We start from the raw sequence: 23,754 nt of genomic DNA on the forward strand, positions 1-23,754 counted from the left end.
ACGACCCACAGTTGCGCAGCCCCAATGTGTGCCGGCTGACGGCAATCCAGCGTTCGGCCGCGTCATGCCGCAGGACGTCGCGGGCAGTCTGTTCCTCACTCAGCGGCGCAGGTACTGTTGCAAGGACCAGAAGCCGCAAGTGCTTCGGTTAGGAGTGAGGAAGCTGTTCAGCCCATGAATAACCCACACAGGGTGAAAGGCGCGCGCTCGCCGTTTTCCGAGCGGAACTTTCGCTTCCAGTGGCTGGCCGATCTGACCACCTCCCTGGGGTTCGAGATGGAAACCCTCATTCTGGGCTGGTTCGTCCTGACTTCGACCCAGTCGGTCGTCTGGGTCGCGGGATTCGGTGCTCTGGTCTTTTCCGGAACCCTGCTCGCACCGTTGCTGGGTACGATGGGTGATCGGATAGGCCACCGGAATCTATTGGTCTGGATGCGGGTGACCTTCCTGCTGGCTGCGCTGTGCATCGCGACGCTTGCGCTTCTGGACCTGTTCACGCCCGTGATGGCCTTGGTCGCCGCAGGGCTGGTGGGGTTGATCCGGCCTTCGGATGTCGGCGCGCGCAGCACGCTGACGGCAGACATTCTGCCCATGGACATGCTGTCCGGTGCTCTGGGCATCAGCCGTATCAACACGGAGGGCGCGCGCATTCTGGGCGCCGTGGCCGGGGCGGGCAGCATGGCGGCTCTTGGCGTGGGGCCTGCCTATGTCATCGTCGTGCTGCTGTACCTGAACTGCACCATGCTGACACTCGCGGTGCGGCAATCGCCACGCGAGGTGCGGGAGAAGACGGCGCCATCGCTGTGGCGCGACCTGCTCGAGGGTTTCTCGATGGCCAGGTCATCGCCCACGCTACTGGCGGCGTTGTGGCTGGCATGGTTGGCCAATTTCGCGGCCTATCCCATCTCGAATGGCCTGCTGCCGCATGTCGCGCGTGAGGTCTATGGCATGGATCAGTCAGGGCTCGCCCTGCTGCTATCGGCTTTTGCCTTCGGAGGCCTGAGCGGCGCGGTCATCATCGGGGTGTGTGGCGTGGGCCGGCGGCCGGATCGCCTCATGATGTTCAGCGCCGCCTGCTGGTTCGTGGCGATCGGCGCATTTGCCCAGAGCACGGATGCCGTGGTCGGTACGCCGCTGATGTTCGCCGCCGGGCTCGCGCAGGCATTCTGCATGCTGCCCATGGCTGTGCTGCTGCTGCGCTCTACCGAGCCGCGTTTCCGTGGCCGTGTGATGGGCCTGCGCATGCTGTCGATCTATGGCCTGCCGCTCGGTCTGCTAGTCGCCGGAGCGGTTATCGAACGGTTTGGCTTTGCGCTGGTGGCAAGTTGCTATGCCCTGCTGGGGCTTCTCGCGATGCTGCTGATCAATTGGCGATGGCGCGCGGCGTTGTGGAAGGATGAGCGGGTGGGCGGCGGATAAGCTGTTGGCCGCCTCAGGCACACCGAAATGGCCACGCAGCGTGTCAGTGTCGTAGTCCCACCTGGCCACGCCCAGGTCGCGCAGCAGCGGCACCACCTGTTCCGTGAAACGGGCAACATCGTCGAGGTGGCTGCATGTCAGGCTGAAACCGTCGGTGGCGCCTTCGCGGAACCAGCGCGCGATCTCCCTGGCCACTGTCTCTGGGGTGCCGACGAACGGAGAACCACATCGCCGCCTCCCGCAGGGTCAGCTTCTGTTCACGCGCCACGCGGATGATCCGCTGAACGGCCGGCTCAGGCGGACAAGTGCCTCGCCGATCATCAGCGGCTTCTTGCCACGCGCGGCGCGTTCCGCTGCCTCCTCTTTGGTTAGGGCGATAATCGGTGCCAGGCTAGGCAGAATCTTGATGGGGGCCGGATCGCGTCCTGCGGCCATCGTGGGCGCTTCACGTCCCGGTAGAACTCCTGCGCGTCCTCGAAATTGTCGGCGTTGCAGTAGATCCCGTTCGCATGGGCGGCGGCGAAATTCCGACCATCCTCTTTGTGAAAAGTGACGGCTGCGACGAGTGAGTTTGGCGCCCGGCCTTCGCAGGTCGGGCGCCATTAAAAATCTGCGGGAACACCTTCACCCGCGAAGGTACCATCTGCTCTAGGTCCAGGACCGAGCACGGTCCTGGCGGGGGTGCCGGGGGCGGAGCCCCTGGCTGAAACCCACCCCCCGCTTCACCCCGCCCCAAGCAGCTTCTTCAGCTTCCGCACCGCGCTGCCCGGCGTGGTGAACACGGGCTTGCCCGTCGCGGCCTCGATGGCGTCCGCGGTGTGGGCGATGCTGAACTGCGCCAGCGCGATCGCCTCCACCTCGGGCCCGAAGCGCCTGGCTGCTTCCACCAGCAGGCGGTCGTGCTCGGCCACGTCGCCGGCGTCGAGGGCCGCCAGCGCGCCCTCGGCCAGCATGGGCGTCAGTTGCACATGGGCCGGGAACTCCGGCGGCATGGAGGCCAGCGTGGCCGGGAAGGTCGAGAGCAGGCCGATGCGCGAGTATGTCGCGGTGGCTTCCTCGATCATCGCCTCATTGGGCTTCAGCACCGGCATGGGCGCGAATTCCGCCGCCACCGCCTCGATGCAGGGCCCGAAGGCGGAGCAGGTGAACAGGATGGCCTCGGCGCCCGTGCCCACCGCATAGCGCGACAGGGTCAGGAAACGCTCGGTCATCCTGGGCGTCAGCTTGCCCTCGGCCGCCAGATCCGCCGACAGCGACATGTCCAGCAGGTTCATCAGCGTGGGCTCGGGCCACATGTCCCGGAACGCCTTCTCGATCGGCGGCGGGCTGTGGCGCAGGGCGTGGATCAGGGCGATGCGCATGGCGGCTCAGCCCGGGGTGGTGCAGCGGCGCAGGATGGCGGGGAACTCGACGCAGCCCGGGAAGGCGATCTCGTTCGGCCCGCGGCGCTGCACGCGCAGCAGGTCCGGGTTGTTGTCGCAGGAAAAGCCGATGTCGGGCGGCAGGCGGCTGGCCAGCACGCCGCCCTGGGCGGCGGCGGGGGCGAAGCGGAACTCCAGCCCGTCCGGGATCAGCGCCACCGTCTCGATCACCCGCTGGCGATAGGCGATGTCGAGTGCGGAGGCACGCAGCACCACGTCGCGCGTGAAGATCACGGTCGCGCCGCCGAAGCATTCCGTCGTGTTGCCGTCACCGGGCGGGAACTGCCCGCCGATCCAGCTGCCGAAGATCCAGGAATGCGGGGGGGCCGGACGCTGCGCCTCCGCCCGGCGGATGGCGGGGGTGGCGAGCAGGCTGGCGGCGGCGAGCAGGGTGCGACGGCGCATCGTGGCTGGAACTCCTTGGATCGGCCCGTCCCTGGTAGGCGGGCCAGGACGTTACAGCAAGGCCCCCAGCACCTGCCCGCCGGCCAGCGGCCAGGGCACGCCGGTCGTCGTGGGGTAGGAAAGCGGCAGTCCGCGCGTGACGCGGGCGGCCAGCACCGCGAAGCACTGGGCCTCCAGCGCGTCGCCGTTCCAGCCGGCGACCTCGACCGGGCGCACCGGCTCGGACAGCACGGCGGACAGGGCCTTCATCATGGCCGGGTTGCGGCGCCCGCCGCCGGTCACTAGCCACTGCATCGGCGGCTCGGGGAAGTGCCGCGCGGCCGAGGCCACGCAGATGGCGGCGAAGGCCACCAGCGTCGCCGCGCCGTCGGGGGGCGAGAGCTGGTCGGCGCCGGCCTCCTTCAAGGCGCGGCAGAAATCCAGCCGGTCCAGCGATTTCGGCGGCGGCGCGGCCAGGTACGGGTGCTGCATCAGCCGCGCCAGCACGGCGCCGTCGGCCGTGCCCGCGGCGGCCAGGTTGCCGTCCTTGTCATAGTCGCGGCCGGTGGATTTGCGCGCCCAGTCGTCCAGCGGCCCGTTGGCCGGGCCGGTATCGAAGGCCAGCAGCGTGCCGTCCGGCCCGATGAAGGTGACGTTGCCCACCCCGCCCAGGTTCAGCACCGCCAACGGCTTTGGCAGGTTGGAGGCGAGCGCCACATGCGCGATGGGGGCCAGCGGCGCCCCCTGCCCGCCCGCCCTGACATCGGCCGAACGGAAATCATGCGCGACGGTCAGCCCGGTCATCCGCGCCAGCAAGTTGGCGTCGCCCACCTGCCAGGTCCGGCCCTCATCCGGGCGGTGCAGGATGGTCTGGCCGTGGAAGCCCAGCAGCTCCGTATCCTCGCCGAGCGTGCGCCGCGTCTCGTCGCGCACGCGGATCACCGCCTCCGCATGGCGCTGGGTCAGGCGCTGGACCACATCGGCCAGGAACTCGTCCTGCGGGTGCAGGTCCGGGGCCGCGTCCAGCAGCAGGCGCAGGTCGCGCCGCAGCTTCGGCTCATAGGGCACGGTCAGGGCGGGGCCGAGGCGCGACACGCTCTCCCCGTCCGTCTCCACCCAGGCTGCATCCACCCCGTCCAGGCTGGTTCCGCTCATGAGACCGATGGTCCTGAGCGTGCGGATCGCCAGCATCCGGCCTCCTCATGATCCCCGTCCGCCTGAAATTGGCGATGATGACCGATTCAGTGCAAGAGGGCTGACATGCTGCGGTGCGACGGGCAGAGTTGCGCGATGCAGGAATTGTCAGGACGGATTGCCCTCGTGACGGGCGCGCAGCAGGGCATCGGCGCCGCCGTGGCCCTCACCCTGGCCAAGGCCGGGGCCGATGTGGCGGTGAACTGGCTGGACCAGGAACCGCTGGAACTGGCGGACGCCATCCGCGCCCAGGGCGTGCGCTGCGCCCTGGTCCAGGGCAGCGTGGACAGCGTGGCGGGGGTTCAGGCGCTGCATGCCGAGGCCACCCGGGCGCTCGGCGTGCCCGACCTGCTGGTGAACAATGCCGGTATCTTCCCCCGCTGCGACTTCCTGGACATGCGGGAGGAGGAGTGGGACGCGGTGCTGGGCATCAATGTGAAGGCCGCCGCCTTCCTGACCCAGGCCTTCGCCCGCGCGCTGGGCGGGCGGGAAGGCGCGGTGGTGAACCTATCCTCCTCCGCCGTGCGGGGGGACCCGCGCGGCGTGCACTACACCACCAGCAAGACCGGCATCATCGGGCTGACGCGCGCGACGGCGCTGGCGCTGGCCCCGCATCACATCCGGGTGAACGCCATCGCCCCGGGCCTGACCGACACCGCCCAGCCCCGCTACGGCAATTCCGAGGATGAGCTGGCCGCTCGTGCCGCCACCATACCGATCCCGCGCATGGGCCGGGCGGAGGAAATCGCGGATCTGGCGCAGTATCTGCTGGGTCCGCGCGCCGCCTGGATCACGGGCCAGGTGTGGCACATCAATGGTGGGCTTTATCTTCCCTAAAGCCGCACCTGCATCGCGGCGCGCGCCATAACCCCTTAAGAGCGTTGTCATGAGCGACGATGATGACGACGAGGACGGCCCGCCGCTTCCCAAGGGCCGCCCCTACTACATGACGCCCGAAGGCCATGCCGCAATGCAGGAGGAGCTGCGCGCGCTCTGGTACGGGGAACGTCCGAAGGTGGTGGAGCTCGTCTCCTGGGCCGCGGCACTCGGCGACCGCAGCGAGAATGCGGACTATCAGTACGGCAAGAAGCGCCTGCGCGAGATCGACCGCCGCGTGCGCTTCCTGCGCAAGCGGCTGGATGCGGCCGAGGTGGTGGATGCCGCCAGGCAGACGAAGCGCGACCAGGTGTTCTTCGGCGCCACCGTCACCTATGCCCGGCCCGACGACAGCGAGGCGACGGTGACCATCGTGGGCAGCGACGAGGCCGATGCCGAGCGCGGCCGCATTTCCTGGATCGCGCCCATCGCGCGGGCCCTGCTGGGCAAGCGTGAGGGCGACGTGGCCCGCGTGCCCCTGCCCGGCGGCGCGGAGGAAATCGAGATCGTGGAGATCCGCTACCCATGAAGCCCGAGACCCGCGCCGTCATCGCGCTCGGCCTGGGTCAGACCCTGGCCTGGGGCGGCAGCTATTATGTGCCGGCCATCCTGGCGGCCCCCATGGCGGCCGAGCTGGGCGTGCCGACATCCCTGGTGTTCGGCGTCTTCTCGGCGGCGCTGGTGCTGGCGGCGCTGGTCGGGCCCTGGGCCGGGCGCGCGATCGACCGGCATGGCGGCCACGGCGTGCTGGTGGCGTCGAACCTGATACTGGCGCTGGGGCTGGCCGCGCTGGCCTTTGCCCAGGGGCCCGTGACGCTCACTCTCGGCTGGCTGGCGATGGGGCTCGGGATGGGGCTCGGCCTGTACGAGTCCGCCTTCGCGGCGCTGGCGCGGTTGTTCGGCAAGGGCGCGCGCGCGCCCATCACGGGCATCACGCTGATCGCGGGCTTCGCCTCCACCGTCGCCTGGCCGGTCAGCACCTGGCTGGAGGCCCGGTATGGATGGCGTGTCGCCTGCCTTTCCTGGGCCGGGGCGATGCTGGTGCTCGGACCGCTGCTGAACGGGCTGCTGCTGCCCCGCCCGGCGGCGCCCGTGGCTGCCGCAGCCGGCGCCGCGACGGCCGAGCCCGCTGCCGCGCGGCCGGGCTGGGTTGTCCTGCTGCTGCTGGGCTTCGTCTTCGCGGTGTCGGGCTTCGGTGCATCCGCCCTGGCGGCACACTTGCCGGGGCTGCTGGCGGCGGCGGGCGCGACGCCCGCCACTGTGGTCGCCGCCGGCGCCCTGCTGGGCCCGGCGCAGGTGGCGGCACGGCTGCTGGAGTTCGGTCTGCTGCGCAAGCTGGACCCGGTGCTGAACGCGATGATGGCCAACATGCTGCCGGCGCTGGGTGCCGCCGTCCTGCTCGGCCTCGGCGCGCCGGGGGCCGTGGCCTATGCCATGCTGCACGGCGCGGGCAACGGCATGCTGACCATCGCGCGCGGCACGCTGCCGCTCGCGCTGTTCGGGCCAGCGGGCTACGGCAACCGCGCGGGCTGGCTGTCCATCGGCGCGCGTTTCGCGGGGGCCGCCGCACCGCTGCTGTTCGGCCTGGCCGTGGTCGATTGGGGGGCCTGGGCGCTGCTGATCACCAGCGCGCTGTATGTGGGTGCGGCGGCGGCGCTTCTCGGCATCCGCCTCGTGATCGGGCGCACCGCCGGCTGACGTCTTGCGGGCGGGCGCCGCCCGGCCCTAGCCTGCGCCCCAGGGAGGATCGGGCCCGTCGCGGCGGCATTGCTCGCAGACAGGATGTTCGACCATGCTGAACTTCAAGCGCCGCGCCGCATTGGCCCTGGCCCCGGCGCTGCTGGCGCGCCCCGCGCCGGCGCAGAGCTTCCCCAGCCGCCCGGTCCGCCTCGTTGTAGGCTTCCCGCCCGGCGGGGCCACCGACGGTTCCGCCCGGGTGATCGCGGAATATCTCGGCCAGCGCTACGGCACGGCCATGGTGGTGGAGAACCGGCCGGGCGCCAGCGGTTCCATCGCCGGGGAATTCGTCGCGCGCTCCGCACCCGACGGGCACACCTGGCTGATCGCGGCGAATTTCGCCCTGGCCAACGGGCATCTGCTGAACCCGCGCATGTCCTACCAGCCGCTGCGGGACCTGGCACCGGCCTCCATGGTCTTCACGACCGACCACGTCGTCACCGTCAACGATGCCATGCGCGCCCGCACCATCGCGGAATTCGTGGCCGAGGCGAAGGCGCGCAACCTGGCGGTCCGCTACGGAACCTCCGGCATGGGCAGCACCTCTCACATGCTGGGAGAGATGCTGAAGCAGCAGACCGGGGTGGACCTGATCCATGTGCCCTATCGCGGCCAGGCGGGGGCGGTGACGGACCAGCTGGCCGGCACGATCGAGATGGTGATCGACCAGATCCCGACCTCCATCGCGCATATCCGGGCCGGCCGCGTGAAGGCGCTGGCCACCACCGGCGCCACCCGCCACCCCAGCCTGCCGGACGTGCAGACCACGGGCGAAACGCTGCCGGGCTTCGAGGCGCGGTCCTGGAACGGCATAGCGGTGGCGGCAGGCACGCCGCCCGCGCTGGTCGCCCGCATCTCGGCCGACATCCGCGAGGCATTGTCCGCCCCCGCCAGCCAGGCGCGGCTGGCCCCGATGGGCGCGGACTACGCCGGCAGCACGCCCGAGGAGATGGCCGCCGTGATCGGGGCCGAGGAAGCGCGCTGGGCGCCGGTGATCCGCGCGGCCGGGATTACGGTGATCTAGGGCCTGCGGACACTTGGCTTGCGGGCGCGTTTGGCGGTGCTTTTCCGCGCCTACCGCATCCCGCCACCAACTGTCCGCAGGCCCTAGGCCGCATGGCCATGCAGCAGCGTGGCCACAGCCTCGTCGATCGCGGCCTCGCGCTCCTGCGCGGCGGGGGGCGTGCCGAGCAGGGCCTGATACAGGCCGTTGGTCACGATCATGTCGTGAAAGCGCGTGGCCATGCGGGCCGGGTCAGCCGGGCGCAGGCGGCCCGCCTGCTGGTGGAAGGCGATGCAGCGCGCGATCACGGCGCGGGCGCGCTGGGGGCCTGCCTCGAACCAGGCGCGCGCCATGGCGGGAAACCGGCCCGATTCCGCGATGACCAGGCGCTGGAAGGCGACATGGCGTGCCTCCAGCAGCACGGCCACCAGGGCGCGGCCGATGGCCCGCAGCCCGGCGGCCGGGTCGGGGTCCGTGGCCTCCATGCCCTGCAGCCCGTCCAGGAAATCGCCGCACATCTCCTCGACCACGGCGGCGAACAGCCCCTCCTTGCCGCCGAAATGGCTGTAGACATTGGTTTTCGAACCGCCGACCACCTTCACGATGTCGTCGATGCTGACCCCGTCATAGCCATGGGCGAGGAACATCTCCGCCGCGACCTCCAGGATGCGGTCGCGGCGTTCCAGCCCGCGCTTCGTGACGCGGGGCGCGGTTGCCGCCACCCCGGCTTCAGGGCTTGGCGTGGTGGTGCGCGGGGCGGAACGCCTTGCGGTCGACATGCTGGCTGTAGAGCAGGCTTCCGATCACCAGGGCAACACCCGCCAGCTGCACGGCGCCCGGCACCAGGCCGCGGAAGATGATGTCCACCACGAAGGCGGTCACGGGTGTCAGCAGCAGGAAGGGGGCGGCGGCGGCAGGCCCGCCGGCCTCGATGGACTGGAACCACAGCACGAAGGCAAGGGCGGTCAGGAACAGGGCCAGGATCAGCAGGCCCAGCAGGTTGGTCCCGTTCAGCGTGGCGGGCAGGTCGCCCACCAGCAGGGCCACGGCCGAAAGCTCGACACCCGCCACGATCAGCTGCCAGGCGGTGAAGCCGAGCAGCGAGCGCGGGCGGCCCCATTTATGGGAAAGCAGCGCGCCCAGCGCCACCGACAGCGCGCTGCCGAGGGCCGCCAGCACGCCCACCAGGTCGATCGCGGCCCCGCCGCGCAGCACCACGAGCGACACGCCGACCGCCCCCACCAGCACCGCCCCCACCTTGCGCGTGGCGGGGATGGCGCCCAGCAGCGGCCAGGCCAGCAGCACCATGAACAGCGGCCCCAGCGCCTGGAAGGTGGCGGCCACCCCGCCCGGCAGCCGCAGCGCCGCGATGAACAGCAGCCCGAAGAAGAAGCCGCTGTTCAGCGTGCCCAGCACGATCAGCCGCCCCCACCAGCCGGCGGGCGGCAGGTCGCGCACCAGCAGCAACAGCAGCAGCCCGCCGCCCAGCGCGCGCATCGCCGCGATGAACATGGGGTTGGGCGGCAGCATGGTGCTGGTCAGCACATAGGTGAAGCCCCAGAGGATGGTGGCGCCGGCGGCGGCGTGCTTCGGGTTCATGACGAGGATCTTCCGATGGATCACCGCCAAATATACCATACCGGATGGTATTAAAAGAGTACTGAAAAAGGGGAGGCCACGCCCTCCCCTGGTTTCAGTATCCCTGGCGCAGCAGCGGAAAGGCGCTGTGCACGTCCGGCCACACCACAGGCGGCGCCCCGACATGCACATGGCCCTTGGTCAGTTCCTTGAACCCGTTCACGCCGCACAGGCCGAGCGCCTTGATGGTCTCGTCCTCCAGGATCTCGAACAGGTTGGTGATGCCCGCATCGCCGTCGGCGGCCAGGGCATAGAGATACAGGCGCCCGACACCGACCCAGTCCGCCCCCAGGGCCAGCGCCTTCACCAAATCCGTGCCGCGGCAGAAGCCGCCATCGACCATGATCTTGGCCCGGCCGGCCACCGCCTCGGACACTTCGCGCAGCACGTCCATGCTGCCTCGCCCGTGGTCCAGCTGCCGACCGCCGTGGTTCGAGACATAGACCACGTCCACCCCGTACTGGACCGCCAGCGCCGCGTCCTCGGCGGTGCCGATGCCCTTCAGGATCAGCGGGATCTTGTGGGTGTCCTTGAAGCGGCGGACATCCTCCCAGTTCAGCGCGGCCTGGTGGTTCATGCCGACATTGGCCGCGCGCCAGCTTTTGACGAAGCGCTTGGAGATGTCGCGCTCGCGGCGGGAATAATGGGCCGTGTCCACCGTCATGGCGAAGGCGTCATAGCCGGCGGCGGCCGCACGGCGGGCGTAGTCGTCGATGAAGCCGGTATCCCCGCGCGTGTAGAGCTGGAACACCTTGGGGCCCGTGGCGGCGGCCGCCGCATCCTCCAGCCCCGGCTGGCTGACGGAGGACAGCATGAAGGGCACGCCGAACTGCCCTGCCCCGCGCGCCACGGTGGCGCCGCCCCCGGGCTCGAAGCTTTCCAGCGAGCCGACCGGCGCGCAGAACACCGGCAGGCGGATCTTGTGGCCGAAGAAATCGACCGAGGCATCCACCTTGGACACGTCGTTCAGCACGCGCGGGCGCAGCGCCACCGTGTCGATGGCCATGCGGTTGCGGGCGACGGTCGTTTCGGTCTCGGTGCCGCCGATCAGGTAGTCCCAGATATTGGCATTGAGCTTCTGCTTCGCCGCCTTCACGAACTCATGCAGCGTCAGATACTTGCCGCCATCCAATTCGTTGCGATGGAACCTGTCGGCCATTGCTTCCCCCAATTTTTCCCGGACGGGTTTAACGGCCACGCTAGGCGCGTCATGATGTCCTATCAAGTCACGGAGGAAACGAGATGCGGTGGAAAGCCAGGCGCGAGGCGGCGCGTGCGGTGCTGGAGGGGACGGCGTGCATTCACCCGGCCTCGGTGCATGATCCGGTGTCGGTGCGCATCGCGGAGGGGCTGGGCTTCGAGCTCGGCATGTTCGCGGGTTCCGTGGGGTCGCTGACCGTCCTCGGCGCGCCGGACCTCATCGTGCTGACGCTGACCGAATTCGCCGAGCAGTCCCTGCGCATCAACCGCGCGGCCAGCCGCCTGCCGCTGGTGGTCGATGCCGACCATGGCTACGGCAACGCGCTGAACGTGATGCGCACGGTGGAGGAGCTGGAGATAGCCGGCGTCTCGGCCATGTCCATCGAGGACACGGAACTGCCCAACCCCTATGGCACCAGCAAGCCGCGCCTGATCACGCTGGACGAGGGCGTGGGCAAGATCCGCGCGGCACTCGCCGCCCGGCAGGACAAGGGGCTGTCCATCTTCGCGCGCACGGGCGCCGTCTCGGTCAACGGGCTGGAGGATGCGCTGGTCCGCGCCAAGGCGTACTGCAAGACAGGCGCCGACGGGCTGTTCCTGACCGGCGTGACCAAGCGCGCGGAGCTGGACGCGATCGCGGAGGTGGCCACCATCCCGATCATCCTGGGCACGCTGTCGCCCGAGATCACCGACCGGGATTATCTGGCCAGCCGCGGCGTGCGCATCGCGCTGCAGGGCCACCTGCCCTTCCAGGCCGCCATCCAGGCGCTGCACGCCACCATGAAGGCGCTGCGGGACGGCGTGGCGCCCAAGGATGTGGGCGGCATGCCGGATGCGGCGCTGGGCAAGGCGGTGACGCGGGAAGCCGACTACGCGGCCTGGGCGAAGGGGTATCTGGGGGCATGACGGCGGGGGCTTTGCCCCCGGCCCCCAGCAAGGGGCCCTGCCCCTTGCATCCCCGCCAGGACCGTAGCGGCCCCGGACCCCAGGAAATTGGCACAAATAACTGATAATACTGATTTTTTATAATAGAATGGCGCCCCAACTACCCAGCTGAGGCGCCAAACTCTCATCAGGTCCAGGAGATATTATCTCCTGGCGGGGTCGCCAGGGGCAGCGCCCCTGGCTGGGGCCTGGGGCAACGCCCCAGCCTGTCCCCCTCTTGCCGCAGCGCGCAATTCATTTCATGTAGCCGCCACACCACGGAAGATCATGCCGCACGACATGGCTTTCGCGTAACTTTAGATAAGCCGGAGGAAACGGTCATGAACCGACGTCACCTGCTGGGACAGGCCGCGACCGCGAGTGCGGCCTCTGCCGCCCTTGCCGCCCCTGCCTTTGCGCAGACCAACCAGCCGACGCTGCGCTGGCGCCTGACCTCCAGCTATCCGAAGTCGCTCGACACCCTGTATGGCGGCGGCGAGGTGTTCTCCCGCATCGTGTCCGAGCTGACGGACGACCGCTTCAAGATCCAGGTCTTTTCGGCCGGTGAGCTGGTGCCGGGCCTGCAGGCGCTGGATGCCGTGCAGTCGGGGTCGGTGGAGTGCACCCACACCGCCTCCTTTTTCTATACCGGCAAGAACGACGCCTTCGCGCTCGGCACCGGCATGCCCTTCGGCATGAACACCCGCCAGCACCACGCCTGGATGTATGAGGGCGGCGGGATCGACCTGATGAACGAGCTGTACAACAAGTTCAACGTGCACGGCCTGCCACTGGGCCAGACCGGCGCGCAGATGGGCGGCTGGTTCCGGCGTGAGTTGCGCGGCCTGGAGGACGTGAACGGCCTGAAGATGCGCATCGCGGGGCTCGCGGGCCAGGTGATGCAGCGCCTGGGCGGCGTGCCGCAGCAGCTGGCGGGCGGCGACCTGTATCCGGCGCTGGAACGCGGCACCATCGACGCCGTGGAATGGGCCGGCCCCTATGACGATGAGCGCCTCGGCTTCCATCGCGTGGCGCCCTACTATTACTACCCGGCCTGGTGGGAAGGCACGGCGATGACCCACCTGTTCGTCAACAAGGACAAGTGGAACGAGCTGCCCAAGAGCTATCAGGCCGCCATCCGCACCGCCGCCAGCGAGGCGACGCAGTGGATGGTCGCGCGTTATGACACCCGCAACCCGGCCGCCCTGCGGCGCCTGGTCGCGGCCGGCACCCAGCTGCGGCCCTTCCCGCGCCCCATCACCGAGGCCTGCTATCGCGAGGCGATGGCGCTGGAAGGCGAGCTCGCGGCCCGCAACCCGGATTTCAAGAAGATCCATGACCAGTGGGCGCCCATGCGCGACGACATGCGCCAGTGGTTCCGTGTGGCGGAGCTGGGCTTCGACAACCTGGTGAGCTCCCTGGGGCAGCGGCGCTAGGTCGCTTCTCTCCTAGGGCTGCACATAGCAAGGCGCCTGCGCTCCTCCGGGCGCGGCGCCTTTTTCGTGCCGGGGCCGTGCGCGGGCGGCTGACCCGCAGGCCCGGCAATTGCCTTCCCCCCGCGCGGGTGTAAAAAGTCTGCCCATCACCGCCGATAGAGCAACTCACCGCCACGGATGCGGCGCGCGCGAAGGGAAAAGCATGTCTGATCTCGAAATCGTCTGGACCAAGGTAGACGAAGCCCCCGGTCTCGCGACCTTCTCCCTGCTGCCGATCGTGCAGTCCTTCGTCGGCGCCGCCGGCGTGAAGATGACGCTGAAGGACATCTCCCTGACGGGGCGCATCATCGCGAACTTCCCCGAGAAGCTGAAGCCGGAGCAGCGCATCCCGGACCAGCTGGCGGAACTGGGCCAGCTGGCCAAGAAGCCCGAAGCCAACATCATCAAGCTGCCGAACATCTCGGCCTCCATCCCGCAGCTGAAGGCCGCGATCAAGGAGCTGCAGGGCAAGGGCTATGACGTGCCGGATTATCCGGACAAGGACGCGACGCCCGAGGACAAGGAAATCCGCGCCCGCTACGGCAAGGTGCTGGGCAGCGCCGTGAACCCCGTCCTGCGCGAGGGCAATTCCGACCGCCGCGCCGCCGGCGCCGTGAAGCAGTACGCGCGCAACAACCCCCACAAGATGGGCGCCTGGAGCAAGGACTCCAAGACGCGCGTGGCCCATATGTCGGGCAAGGATTTCTACGGCTCCGAGGTCGCGACGACGATCGCGGCGCCGACCAACGCCCGCATCGAGCTGGTGACCGGCGACGGTTCCGTCACGGTGCTGAAGCCCAAGATCCCGCTGCAAGCCGGTGAGATCATCGACGCCTCGGTCATGAACCGCCGCGCCCTGCGCGCCTTCTATGCCGAGACGATCGAGGCCGCGAAGAAGGACGGGATCCTGTTCTCGCTGCACCTCAAGACCACCATGATGAAGATCTCCGATCCCATCCTGTTCGGTCACTGCGTGTCGGTGTTCTTCGCCGACGTGTTCGAGAAGCATGCGGCCACCCTGGCCAAGCTGGGCGTCGACCCCGACAACGGCCTGGGCGACATGCTGAACCGCATCGAGACCCTGCCCGAGGCCGAGAAGGCCGCGATCAAGGCCGACATCCAGGCCGAGTACGCGAAGCGCCCGGGCCTGGCGATGGTGAATTCCGACCGCGGCATCACCAACCTGCATGTGCCCAGCGACGTGATCATCGATGCCTCGATGCCCGCGATGATCCGTGAATCGGGCAAGATGTGGGACGCGCAGGGCAAGCTGCAGGACTGCATCGCGACCATCCCCGACCGTTGCTATGCCACGCTGTTCCAGGCCGTGATCGAGGATTGCAAGGCGCATGGCGCCTTCGACCCCAAGACCATGGGCTCCGTGCCGAATGTGGGCCTGATGGCGCAGCAGGCCGAGGAATACGGCAGCCACGACAAGACCTTCGAGATCGCCGAGGACGGCACGATGCGCGTGGTCGCCGAGGACGGCACCGTGCTGCTGAGCCAGCCGGTCGAGGTGGGCGACGTGTTCCGCATGTGCCAGGTCAAGGACGCGCCGATCCGCGACTGGGTGAAGCTGGCCGTGCGCCGCGCGCGCCTGACCAACACGCCCGCCGTGTTCTGGCTGGACGCCAAGCGCGGCCATGACGCGCAGCTGATCGCCAAGGTCGAGAAGTACCTGAAGGAAGAGGACACCGCGGGCCTCGACATCCGCATCCTGGCGCTGGTCGATGCGATGAAGCTGTCGCTCGACCGCATCCGCCAGGGGCTGGACACCATCTCCGTCACCGGCAACGTGCTGCGCGACTACCTGACCGACCTGTTCCCCATCATGGAGCTGGGCACCAGCGCCAAGATGCTGTCGATCGTGCCGCTGCTGAACGGCGGCGGTCTGTTCGAGACGGGCGCCGGCGGGTCCGCGCCCAAGCATGTCGAGCAGTTCCAGCATGAGGGCTATCTGCGCTGGGACTCGCTGGGTGAGTTCCTGGCTCTGGGTGCCTCTCTGGAGCATCTGGCCCAGACCAGCGGCAATGAGGACGTGAAGGTGCTGGCGGAGACGCTGGACCAGGCGAACGGCAAGATCCTGGAATTCAACCGCAGCCCGGCCCGTAAGGTGGGTGAGCTGGATAACCGCGGCAGCCACTTCTACCTGGCCCTGTATTGGGCGGAGGCGCTGGCGGCGCGCGGCAACAGCTCGGCTCTGTCCGCGCGGTTCAAGCCGGTGGCGGATGCGCTGGCGGCCAATGAGGCGAAGATCAACGCCGAGCTGATCGCGGCGCAGGGCAAGAGCGTGGATACGGGTGGGTATTACCTGCCGGATCAGGCGAAGACTTCGGCTGGGATGCGGCCGAGCGCGACGCTGAATGAGGCGTTGGCGAAGCTTTAAGTTTCAACTAGGGTGAGGCTGCTCGAAGTCAGCCTCACCCCTCAGCACTAATCCTCACGAGTATCCAACATCACAACCACTCAAACGGCTGATTATTCTGTTGGGGTTGGAAGAATTTCAACAACAATCATACGAATCATTTCACCAGCCTGATCCCGCACAAAAAATGCCTTCAAATAGACCAAATCTCGTTTCATGTTATCTATTAATTCTTTCTTTACAGATGACAATATGTATCGCGGAATATTGAATGTCGCAACTTTATTTTCATTCGTTTCGCTACGTATTTTTATTTTTCCCCAGCCCGTAACTTTATTAAATTGTTCAATATCACCCAATATATCCGTTATGTCTTCATCAACTATAGCAACCTCTATATCTTCAGCCATGTCTTTATTTAGATAAAATACTATCTGCTGGCCATCTCGATTCGTGGATCGCACTTCCATTGTTTCGGCGCTAGTTCTCAATATCGTTGCCATCTCGCTCATTAAGGGGGCGGACATAGCAACCAGTTTCGGACCAGAACCTGCGTCCAATTTGATCATTTTATCTTTTAATACAGATAGTCGGCGCTCACGGGAGATTTCCGCGACTCTTCGCCTCACTAAATCAGACGAACCTTGCGGAACTTCAGATAAAGTCGTTTTCTTCTCAATCATGTCTTGAGCGAGTTGATCTAATTGTGTAAAATCCGAGCTTCCTTCGCCCTCACTATCATCAATGACACCAATAGAGTCATCTCCGATTTTCTTAAGTAGCTTCTCCGCTACATACGCAATCAGGTCAGATAAATTCGAATCAAAGTGCGGAGATTTTTTCTTATCTTCTTTTTGAGGTTCATCTGGGATATCTTCCACATTAAGATTGAATGAACCCTCTGCTTGAGCAACAAGATTTATCTGTGTGTTTTTTCCTGGCGTAATCTTTTGCGGAATATTTCCAGATCTTCTGAAGCTGGATAGCTTCACCAACAAGCGAGCTGCCGCGTACTGAAAACGTGAGCTCTCGTAAAAATTTAACCGGTGCGAATCCGCTAACGCGCCTTCGAAGTGAAATACTATGGTTTCCTTCATGTTTCCTCGAGCCCTCAGGTGCCGCGCGGCGGTAGTTCAACCATACCATTCGCGCATCGATTCTCGTGAAGATACATGAACAGTAGCATGCGCTAACGCAAGTTGCGCAAGGAGCATATGCATGGAGTCGATAAGTGTTGGCGCAGTAGGTGCCGCAGTCATTGCAGGCATATTTTCTTTGGTTGGCTTAATAATAACCAAAGAACAAAAAGTTTCTGATTTTCGACAGGCCTGGATCGACGAACTTAGAAAATGTTTTATTTTTTATATATCAAATATAAATTCTATTTCAGACATTATTAGATCAAGTCCAGGAAAACTAGACATAGAGAAATTGAATTCGAAATACGTGTCTCTAAATGAGGCTAATGTAGGAATAAAATTAAGAATAAATCCGACGGAAGAATTGTCGAAAAAACTACTCGATATTATGAATAAATTTGAACATCTAGCCAGTAAAAACGCGCTATTGACCCCGGAAAACATCAGAAAATTAGAATTGGAGTTCTTTAAATGCTCACAAGAAATATTAAAATTTGAGTGGAAAAGAGTAAAAAAGGGTGAGTTAGCATTTATTATGACGAAATATATTGCAGGAATAAGCGTCATAATTGCCGTATTTTTGCTTGTTTGGTCCGCTCTCAGCAATAAAGCGATGGACTCCACACAAAATTCTCCAAACCCAATTCTGCCGATTTATCTAATTTCAAATCCTTAGTTCTGGTGTGGGCCGTCACTCCCACTCAATCGTCCCCGGCGGCTTGCTCGTAATATCGTAAGTCACCCGGTTAATCCCCCGCACCTCGTTCACGATCCTGGCCGACACCCGCGTCAGGAACTCCATCGTGAACGGGTACACATCCGCCGTCATGCCATCCGTGCTCGTCACCGCCCGCAGCGCGCAGGCCTGGTCATAGGTTCGGCCATCGCCCATCACCCCCACCGTGCGCACCGGCAGCAGCACGGCGAATGCCTGCCAGATCGCGTCATACAGCCCGGCCGCGCGGATCTCCTCCAGATAAACCGTGTCCACCTTCCGCAGCAGGTCCGCCTTCTCCCGCGTGATGTCGCCCGGGATGCGGATGGCCAGCCCCGGCCCCGGGAAGGGGTGGCGGCCCACGATCTCCTCCGGAATGCCTAGCTCACGCCCCAGCACCCGCACCTCATCCTTGAACAGGTCGCGCAGCGGCTCCACCAGCTTCATGCGCATGCCCTCGGGCAGGCCGCCGACATTGTGGTGGCTCTTGATGGTCACGCTGGGCCCGCCGGTGGCGGAAACGCTCTCGATCACGTCGGGGTACAGCGTGCCCTGCGCCAGGAAGTCGGCGCCGCCGATCTTGGCCTGCTCTTCCTCGAACACCTCGATGAACAGGCGCCCGATGATCTTGCGCTTCTGCTCGGGGTCCGTGACGCCGGCCAGCTGTCCCAGGAACAGCTCGGACGCGTCCTTGTGGATCAGCTTGATGTTGAAGCGGTCGCGGAAGGTGGCGACCACCTGGTCGCTCTCATTCGCGCGCATCAGCCCGTGGTCGACATAGATGCAGGTCAGCTGGTCGCCGATCGCCTCATGGATCAGCACCGCCGCCACCGAGGAATCGACACCACCCGACAGCCCGCACACCACGCGGCCCTTGCCCACCTGGGCGCGGATGCGCTCGATGGCCTCGGCCCGATAGGCGCCCATGGTCCAGTCGCCCTGGCAGCCGCAGACGAGGTGGGTGAAGTTCTTCAGCAGCGCCGCGCCATGCGGCGTGTGCACCACCTCCGGGTGGAACATGGTGCCGTAGTACCGGCGCTCGTCATTGGCGATCAGCGCGAAGGGCGCGCCCTCGCTCTGCGCCACCACGCGGAAGCCCGGCGGCAGCACCGTGATGCGGTCGCCATGGGACATCCAGACGGTTTCCTTGGCACCCTTCGCCCAGACTCCCTGGGTGATGATGCACTCGCCCGTCACCTCGACCACGGCGCGGCCGAATTCGCGGGCGTGCCCGCCCTCGACCGTGCCGCCCAGCTGATGCGCCAGGGTCTGCTGGCCGTAGCAGATGCCCAGGATCGGCAGGCCCATCTCGAACACGCATTCAGGGGCGCGGGGGCTCTCGCCCTCCGTCACGCTGGCCGGCCCGCCGGAGAAGATGATGCCCCGCGGCGCGAAGGCGCGGATGCGATCCTCAGGGGCGTTGTTGAAGGGCCAGACCTCGCAATAGACCCCGGCCTCCCGCAGGCGGCGCGCGATGAGCTGCGTCACCTGGCTGCCGAAATCGAGGATCAGGATGCGGTCGTGATGCTGGGCGTCGGGGTTCATGGCGCCTTCCAGCACAGGCGCCGCCGCTGTTCAAGCCGAGTCGTGGGATGGCAGCGCTACGCGCCCCGCATCGCCGCCTCGACCTGCAGGGCGGCACTCAGCGCCGCGCGGGCGATGGCGCCGTTTGCCTCGGGCGTCTGGGCCTTGATGATGGCGGCCATGAAGGCGTTCTGCTCGGCCTCCAGGCTGTCATGCTCGGTCCAGGTCGCGGCGTCGCGGCCCCAGCGGGGCATGTTCTCGGCCGCTTCCGCGCCGCCGGGGCGCAGGGCGCGCAGCTCGCGGGCCAGGAAATCCACCCGCACCTCCCCGGCATCGCCCAGCAGGGTCAGGCGGCGCTCCATGGCCACCGCCACCCGGCTGGCGGTTATCTGCGCCTGGGTGCCGTCCGCGAACAGCAACTGCGCCACGGAATAGTCGGGAAGCTGGCTCATCACGGGCCGGCCCACCGCCCGCACCTCGGCCAGCGGCGAGGGCACCAGCGAGAGGACGAGATCCAGGTCATGGATCATCAGGTCCAGCACGACCGAGACATCCAGGCTGCGCGGCCGGAAGGGCGCGACGCGGGTCGCGGTCAGGCTGCGCGCCGAAAAGCCCGCCAATTCGCGCCGCAGCGTCATGATGGCGGCCGAATACCGCTCGATATGCCCGACCTGCAGGGTCAGGTTCCGGGCGGCCGCGGCCTCGATCAGGGCGTCGGCCTGCTCCAGCGTGGCCGCGATCGGCTTTTCCATGAACAGGTGCCGCCCGGCGGCCAGCACCTGCATGCCCAGGTCGAAATGAAAGGCCGTGGGGGCGGCCACCACCACCGCGTCGCTGGCGGCCAGCAGCCCGGCCACATCCAGGGCGGGTGCGCCGGTCTCGGCCGCGATCTGCCCCGCGCGCTCGGCCGAGGCATCCGCGATGCCCGAAAGCACCCCCGCCTTGGCCAGTTTCAGCGCGTGAAAGCGCCCGAAATGGCCGGCACCGATGACGCCGATCTTCAAGACATGTATCCCGTCTTGCATAGCAGGGCCTCGCAACGCATGTTCCGCGCGGCTTTGGGCACCCGCGAGGGCCGCCCGTCAACCCCGGGGCAGGCCCCGGCAGTTCGGCAAGGTAAGGATAAGCGTCGCCTATGATGTATTTTTCGCGTTGGAAGACCGCTGGAATCCTTGCCGTCTGTCTGTTCGGCATCCTGGTCTGCCTGCCGAATCTGCTGCCGCGCTCCGCTTTTCCCTCCTGGTTCCCGACGCGCCAGGTGAATCTGGGCCTCGACCTGCGGGGCGGCTCCTACCTGCTGCTGGAGGTCGATACCTCCGCCCTGCTGCGGGAGCGGCTGGAGAATATCGTCGAGGGCGCGCGCCGGGGCATGACCCAGGCGAACCCGCGCATCGGCTACACCAACCTGCGCGCCGAAGCCGCGGAGCGCCGCGTCAGCTTCCGCCTGACCAATGCCGCCCAGCGTGATGCCGCCCTGCGCGTGGTGCGCGACCTGGGGCTGGAGGTGAGCCTCGGCGCCGGACAGACCGGCACCGACCTGGATGTGCAGGGCAATGCCGACGGCCTGATCACCGCCACCGTCACCGAGCCCGGCCTGCGCGCCCGCGCGAGCAACGCGGTCGAGCAGTCCATCGAGATCGTCCGCCGCCGCATCGACGAGACGGGCGTGGCCGACGCGCTGATCGCCCGCCAGGGCGCCAACCGCATCCTGGTGCAGTTGCCCGGCCTTGAGGACCCCAACCGCATCAAGCAGTTGCTGGGCCGCACCGCCCGCATGACCTTCCACCTGCTGGACGACACCGCCAACGTCACGGCCCCCACCCCGCCGCCGGGCGTGATGTTCCTGAACGGCGAGCAGGAGGGGCAGCGCTACGCCGTCCGCCGCCGGGTCGAGGTGGACGGCGCCAACCTGTCCGACGCGCGCGCGGGCCAGGATGGCCGCACCAATGAATGGGTGGTCAATTTCAGCTTCGATTCCGTGGGCACCCGCCGCTTCGCGGACGTGACGCGCCAGAACACCGGCCGCCCCTTCGCCATCGTGCTGGACGACAAGGTGATCACCGCCCCGGTGATCCGCGAGCCCATCACGGGCGGCCGCGGCCAGATCAGCGGCAGCTTCAACGCGCGCTCCGCCAATGACCTGGCGGTCCTGCTGCGCGCCGGCGCCCTGCCCGCGCCGCTGACCGTCATCGAGGAACGGACCGTCGGGCCCGAGCTGGGTGCGGACGCCATCCGCGCCGGCATCATCAGCCTGGCCGTCGGTACCGTCTTCGTCTTCCTCTACATGGGCCTGGCTTATGGCCTGTTCGGCTGGTTCGCCAACATCGCGCTGCTGATCAACATCATCCTGGTGATGTCCTCGCTGTCGCTGCTGGAAGCCACGCTGACCCTGCCCGGCATCGCGGGCATGGTGCTCACGCTCGGCACCGCGCTCGACGCCAACATCCTGATCAATGAGCGCATCAGGGAAGAAGTCCAGAACGGACGCAGCCCCTTGAATGCCATGGAGGCAGGCTACGCGCGCGCCTCCGGCACCATCCTGGACTCCAACCTCACCAACCTGATCGCCATGGGCTGCCTCTATGCCTTCGGCTCGGGCCCGGTGAAGGGCTTCGCGGTCACGGTGGCCATCGGCACCATCATCCAGATGTGGACGGCCACGGTGCTGACCCGCCTGCTGATGATGTGGTGGTACCGCGCGACCCGCCCGAAGGAACTGCCGGTGCTGCACCGCCCGGGCCTGTCCATCCTGCAGCTGCTGGCCCGCCCGCTGTTCCGCATCTTCCCGGACGGCACGCGCATCCGCTTCATGAAAGGCGCCCGCGCGGGCCTGATCATCTCCGCGATCCTGTCCTCCGCCTCCCTCGCCGGCGCGCTGTATCCGGGGCTCGAGAAGGGCATCGACTTCAAGGGCGGCATCGTGATGGAGGTCCGCACCGAGGGCCCGGCCGATCTGGGCCAGCTGCGCAATGCCGCCAGCGCGCTCAACCTGGGCGATGTGGGGGTGCAGCAGTTCGGCGACGCCTCCACCGTCATGCTGCGCATGCCCGCGCCCGAGGATGAGGCGCGCGTGCAGCAGGTGGTGAACCAGGTGCGCACGGCGCTGGAGGCGGCCTCTCCCGGCCTGCGCATCATGCGGGTGGAGGCGGTGGGCAACCGCGTTTCCGATGAGCTGTTCATCGGCGGCATGATCGCCCTCGGCCTGTCGCTGCTGGCGATGCTGCTCTACATCTGGTTCCGCTTCGAATGGCAGTTCGCCATCGCCGCCATCGCCACCCTGGTGCTGGACACCACCAAGACCATCGGCTTCATGGTTCTGTTCCAGGTGGAGTTCAACCTGACCACCATCGCGGCCATCCTCACCGTCATCGGCTTCTCGGCCAACGACAAGGTGGTGGTGTTCGACCGGATGCGAGAGAACCTGCGCAAGTTCAAGCAGATGCCGCTTGAGGAACTGGTCGATCTCTCGATCAACGAGACGATGAACCGCTCGCTCGGCACCTCCATGACGCTGCTGCTCTCGGCCCTGCCGCTGGCGCTGTTCGGCGGTGACGCGCTGGCGGGCTTCGCCTGGGTGATGGTGTTCGGCATCGTCGTCTCGGCCAGCTCCTCGGTGTTCATCGCGGCGCCGATCGTGCTCTACAGCGGCCGTAACCGGCTGCGCCGGCCCGAGAGGGCCGATGCCAAGGCGGGGGCATCCACGCCCCCCGCCACACCGGCGTGATCGCCCGCCGCGCCCTGCTCGCCTCGGCGCCCGCCCTGCTGGCGGCGCCCCCGGTGCGCGCGGGGATCGCGGCGACACTGCTCGTCGGTGCCTCCGCGGGCAGCGGCGTAGACCAATGGGCGCGCGGGCTGGCACCCTTTCTGGAACGCCATTGGGCCCATGCCGCCGTCACGGTGGTGAACCGGCCGGGTCAAGGCGGGCTGGCCATGGCCCGCACCCTGGCCGGCGCCGCCGCGGATGGCCGCACACTGGGCGTGGTCAGCACCCCTTCCCTGCTCGCCCGCGCGGTCGAGAAGGGCCAGGAGCGGCTGCTGGAATCCCTGTTCTTCGTGGCCTCCGTGGCGGATGAGCCGATCGTGCTGGTCGCCCCCGCCGGTGCCCAGCCCAGCCTCGCCGCGATCTCACGCATGGCGCCCGGCGCGCTGATGGCCATGCCGCCGGCCGGCAGCGCGCCTCAGCTGCTCGGGCTTCGGCTGGCGGCGCAGCTCGGCCTCTCGCCTTTCCCCTTCGCCAATTCGGGCGCCGTGCGCCAGGCGGTGCTGCAGGGCCATGTGCCGGTGGCCATCCTGGCCGCGCCGGAGGCACTACCGCTGGTGCGGGAGGGCCGAATCGTTGCGCTTGCGGTCGGGGGCGAGTCGCGAACCGACCTGTTGCCGGACACACCCACGCTCAAAGAGCAGGGCGTGGCGCTTTCATCCGCAAGTTGTAAGGGCTTTGCCATTCCGAGCGGCACGCCTGCCGAACTCGTGTCTTCCATTTCCGACGGGCTGTCGCGCATGATTGCGGACCCGGAATTCCTGGCTTTTCTTGAAAGCTCAGCACTTCGTCCGCTTTTTCAAGGGCCTGACAAGTGGCCGACCCAAGTTCGCGGCACGCTTGAGCAATTAGCTCTGCGTTGGCGTCAAGACCCATGGGCGCAAACTGCAGGCTAATTGATGCAGATTGAGGATGGCGCCGCGCGCCATTTGCGTTAAATTTAGACGAACGTATCAAATTAGAGAGGTATCAGGCCGGTG

Annotated in this window: 20 protein-coding genes; 11 read left to right on the forward strand and 9 right to left on the reverse strand. The window is 66.7% G+C overall.

Features of this window, described 5'->3' with window-relative positions:
* Positions 1-174 precede the first annotated feature (174 nt).
* Positions 175-1,419, forward strand: a complete 1,245-nt coding sequence (locus EOD42_RS17100; RefSeq protein ID WP_127788787.1) for an MFS transporter — start codon at positions 175-177, stop codon at positions 1,417-1,419.
* Between the two features lie 722 nt (positions 1,420-2,141).
* Here the strand turns inward: EOD42_RS17100 and EOD42_RS17105 are convergent.
* Genes EOD42_RS17105 through EOD42_RS17115 form a run of 3 tightly spaced genes read right to left on the reverse strand, consistent with a single transcriptional unit; the run spans position 2,142 to position 4,415 of the window.
* Positions 2,142-2,780, reverse strand: a complete 639-nt coding sequence (locus tag EOD42_RS17105; RefSeq protein ID WP_127788788.1) for an aspartate/glutamate racemase family protein — start codon at positions 2,778-2,780, stop codon at positions 2,142-2,144.
* A 6-nt stretch (positions 2,781-2,786) separates the two neighbouring features.
* A complete protein-coding gene (locus EOD42_RS17110) occupies positions 2,787-3,245 on the reverse strand; it encodes a hypothetical protein (protein WP_127788789.1) in 459 nt (152 codons plus the stop codon).
* A 51-nt stretch (positions 3,246-3,296) separates the two neighbouring features.
* Positions 3,297-4,415 (reverse strand): anhydro-N-acetylmuramic acid kinase, encoded by a 1,119-nt coding sequence (locus tag EOD42_RS17115; protein WP_127788790.1) that lies wholly within the window; start codon positions 4,413-4,415, stop codon positions 3,297-3,299.
* Between the two features lie 69 nt (positions 4,416-4,484).
* On the opposite strand from EOD42_RS17115, the gene EOD42_RS17120 reads away from it, so the two are divergent.
* From EOD42_RS17120 to EOD42_RS17135, 4 genes are all read left to right on the forward strand, one after another.
* Complete coding sequence (locus EOD42_RS17120) at positions 4,485-5,255, forward strand: SDR family NAD(P)-dependent oxidoreductase (RefSeq protein WP_127788791.1); 771 nt, start codon at positions 4,485-4,487, stop codon at positions 5,253-5,255.
* Positions 5,256-5,304: 49 nt separating this feature from the next.
* On the forward strand, positions 5,305-5,823 hold the full coding sequence (gene greB, locus EOD42_RS17125; RefSeq protein ID WP_127788792.1) for a transcription elongation factor GreB: 519 nt from the start codon (positions 5,305-5,307) through the stop codon (positions 5,821-5,823).
* On the forward strand, positions 5,820-6,992 hold the full coding sequence (locus EOD42_RS17130; protein WP_127788793.1) for an MFS transporter: 1,173 nt from the start codon (positions 5,820-5,822) through the stop codon (positions 6,990-6,992). The genes greB and EOD42_RS17130 overlap by 4 nt, the downstream gene beginning before the upstream one ends.
* Positions 6,993-7,086: 94 nt before the next feature.
* Positions 7,087-8,055 (forward strand): Bug family tripartite tricarboxylate transporter substrate binding protein, encoded by a 969-nt coding sequence (locus EOD42_RS17135; protein ID WP_127788794.1) that lies wholly within the window; start codon positions 7,087-7,089, stop codon positions 8,053-8,055.
* An 83-nt stretch (positions 8,056-8,138) separates the two neighbouring features.
* Here EOD42_RS17135 and EOD42_RS17140 read toward each other — a convergent pair whose 3' ends face one another.
* The 3 genes from EOD42_RS17140 to EOD42_RS17150 form a co-directional block, all read right to left on the reverse strand.
* Positions 8,139-8,813, reverse strand: coding sequence for a TetR/AcrR family transcriptional regulator (locus tag EOD42_RS17140; RefSeq protein ID WP_127788795.1), 675 nt, complete (start codon positions 8,811-8,813; stop codon positions 8,139-8,141).
* Complete coding sequence (locus tag EOD42_RS17145) at positions 8,764-9,633, reverse strand: DMT family transporter (protein WP_127788962.1); 870 nt, start codon at positions 9,631-9,633, stop codon at positions 8,764-8,766. The genes EOD42_RS17140 and EOD42_RS17145 overlap by 50 nt, the downstream gene beginning before the upstream one ends.
* Before the next feature lie 94 nt (positions 9,634-9,727).
* Complete coding sequence (locus tag EOD42_RS17150) at positions 9,728-10,831, reverse strand: alpha-hydroxy acid oxidase (RefSeq protein WP_127788796.1); 1,104 nt, start codon at positions 10,829-10,831, stop codon at positions 9,728-9,730.
* 83 nt (positions 10,832-10,914) lie between these two features.
* Between EOD42_RS17150 and EOD42_RS17155 the strand changes: the two genes are divergently transcribed.
* The 3 genes from EOD42_RS17155 to EOD42_RS17165 all read left to right on the forward strand — a co-directional run bounded on the left by EOD42_RS17155 (position 10,915) and on the right by EOD42_RS17165 (position 15,657).
* Positions 10,915-11,778, forward strand: a complete 864-nt coding sequence (locus EOD42_RS17155) for an isocitrate lyase/PEP mutase family protein (protein WP_127788797.1) — start codon at positions 10,915-10,917, stop codon at positions 11,776-11,778.
* A 359-nt stretch (positions 11,779-12,137) separates the two neighbouring features.
* Entirely contained in the window at positions 12,138-13,232 is a 1,095-nt protein-coding gene (locus EOD42_RS17160) for a TRAP transporter substrate-binding protein (protein ID WP_127788798.1), read from the forward strand.
* A 202-nt stretch (positions 13,233-13,434) separates the two neighbouring features.
* Complete coding sequence (locus tag EOD42_RS17165) at positions 13,435-15,657, forward strand: NADP-dependent isocitrate dehydrogenase (protein ID WP_127788799.1); 2,223 nt, start codon at positions 13,435-13,437, stop codon at positions 15,655-15,657.
* A 92-nt stretch (positions 15,658-15,749) separates the two neighbouring features.
* Here the strand turns inward: EOD42_RS17165 and EOD42_RS17170 are convergent, their stop codons facing one another.
* Positions 15,750-16,733 (reverse strand): hypothetical protein, encoded by a 984-nt coding sequence (locus EOD42_RS17170; protein ID WP_127788800.1) that lies wholly within the window; start codon positions 16,731-16,733, stop codon positions 15,750-15,752.
* Positions 16,734-16,854: 121 nt separating this feature from the next.
* On the opposite strand from EOD42_RS17170, the gene EOD42_RS17175 reads away from it, so the two are divergent.
* Positions 16,855-17,451, forward strand: coding sequence for a hypothetical protein (locus EOD42_RS17175; protein ID WP_127788801.1), 597 nt, complete (start codon positions 16,855-16,857; stop codon positions 17,449-17,451).
* Between the two features lie 15 nt (positions 17,452-17,466).
* Here EOD42_RS17175 and guaA read toward each other — a convergent pair whose 3' ends face one another.
* Together guaA and EOD42_RS17185 are read right to left on the reverse strand one after the other, a co-directional pair.
* The gene (guaA, locus tag EOD42_RS17180) at positions 17,467-19,035 is read right to left on the reverse strand and encodes a glutamine-hydrolyzing GMP synthase (protein WP_127788802.1); all 1,569 of its coding nucleotides are present in this window, start codon (positions 19,033-19,035) and stop codon (positions 17,467-17,469) included.
* Positions 19,036-19,091: 56 nt separating this feature from the next.
* Complete coding sequence (locus EOD42_RS17185) at positions 19,092-20,018, reverse strand: Gfo/Idh/MocA family protein (RefSeq protein WP_240655195.1); 927 nt, start codon at positions 20,016-20,018, stop codon at positions 19,092-19,094.
* Positions 20,019-20,149: 131 nt separating this feature from the next.
* Here EOD42_RS17185 and secD point away from each other — a divergent pair, with 131 nt between their 5' ends.
* On the forward strand, positions 20,150-22,738 hold the full coding sequence (gene secD / locus EOD42_RS17190; protein ID WP_127788804.1) for a protein translocase subunit SecD: 2,589 nt from the start codon (positions 20,150-20,152) through the stop codon (positions 22,736-22,738).
* Positions 22,735-23,670: a tripartite tricarboxylate transporter substrate binding protein gene (locus EOD42_RS17195; protein ID WP_127788805.1), complete on the forward strand. Its 936-nt coding sequence runs from the start codon at positions 22,735-22,737 to the stop codon at positions 23,668-23,670. Before secD ends, EOD42_RS17195 begins: the two co-directional genes overlap by 4 nt.
* Positions 23,671-23,754: the final 84 nt, after the last annotated feature.

This window comes from Rhodovarius crocodyli, assembly GCF_004005855.1.
Classification (GTDB): domain Bacteria; phylum Pseudomonadota; class Alphaproteobacteria; order Acetobacterales; family Acetobacteraceae; genus Rhodovarius; species Rhodovarius crocodyli.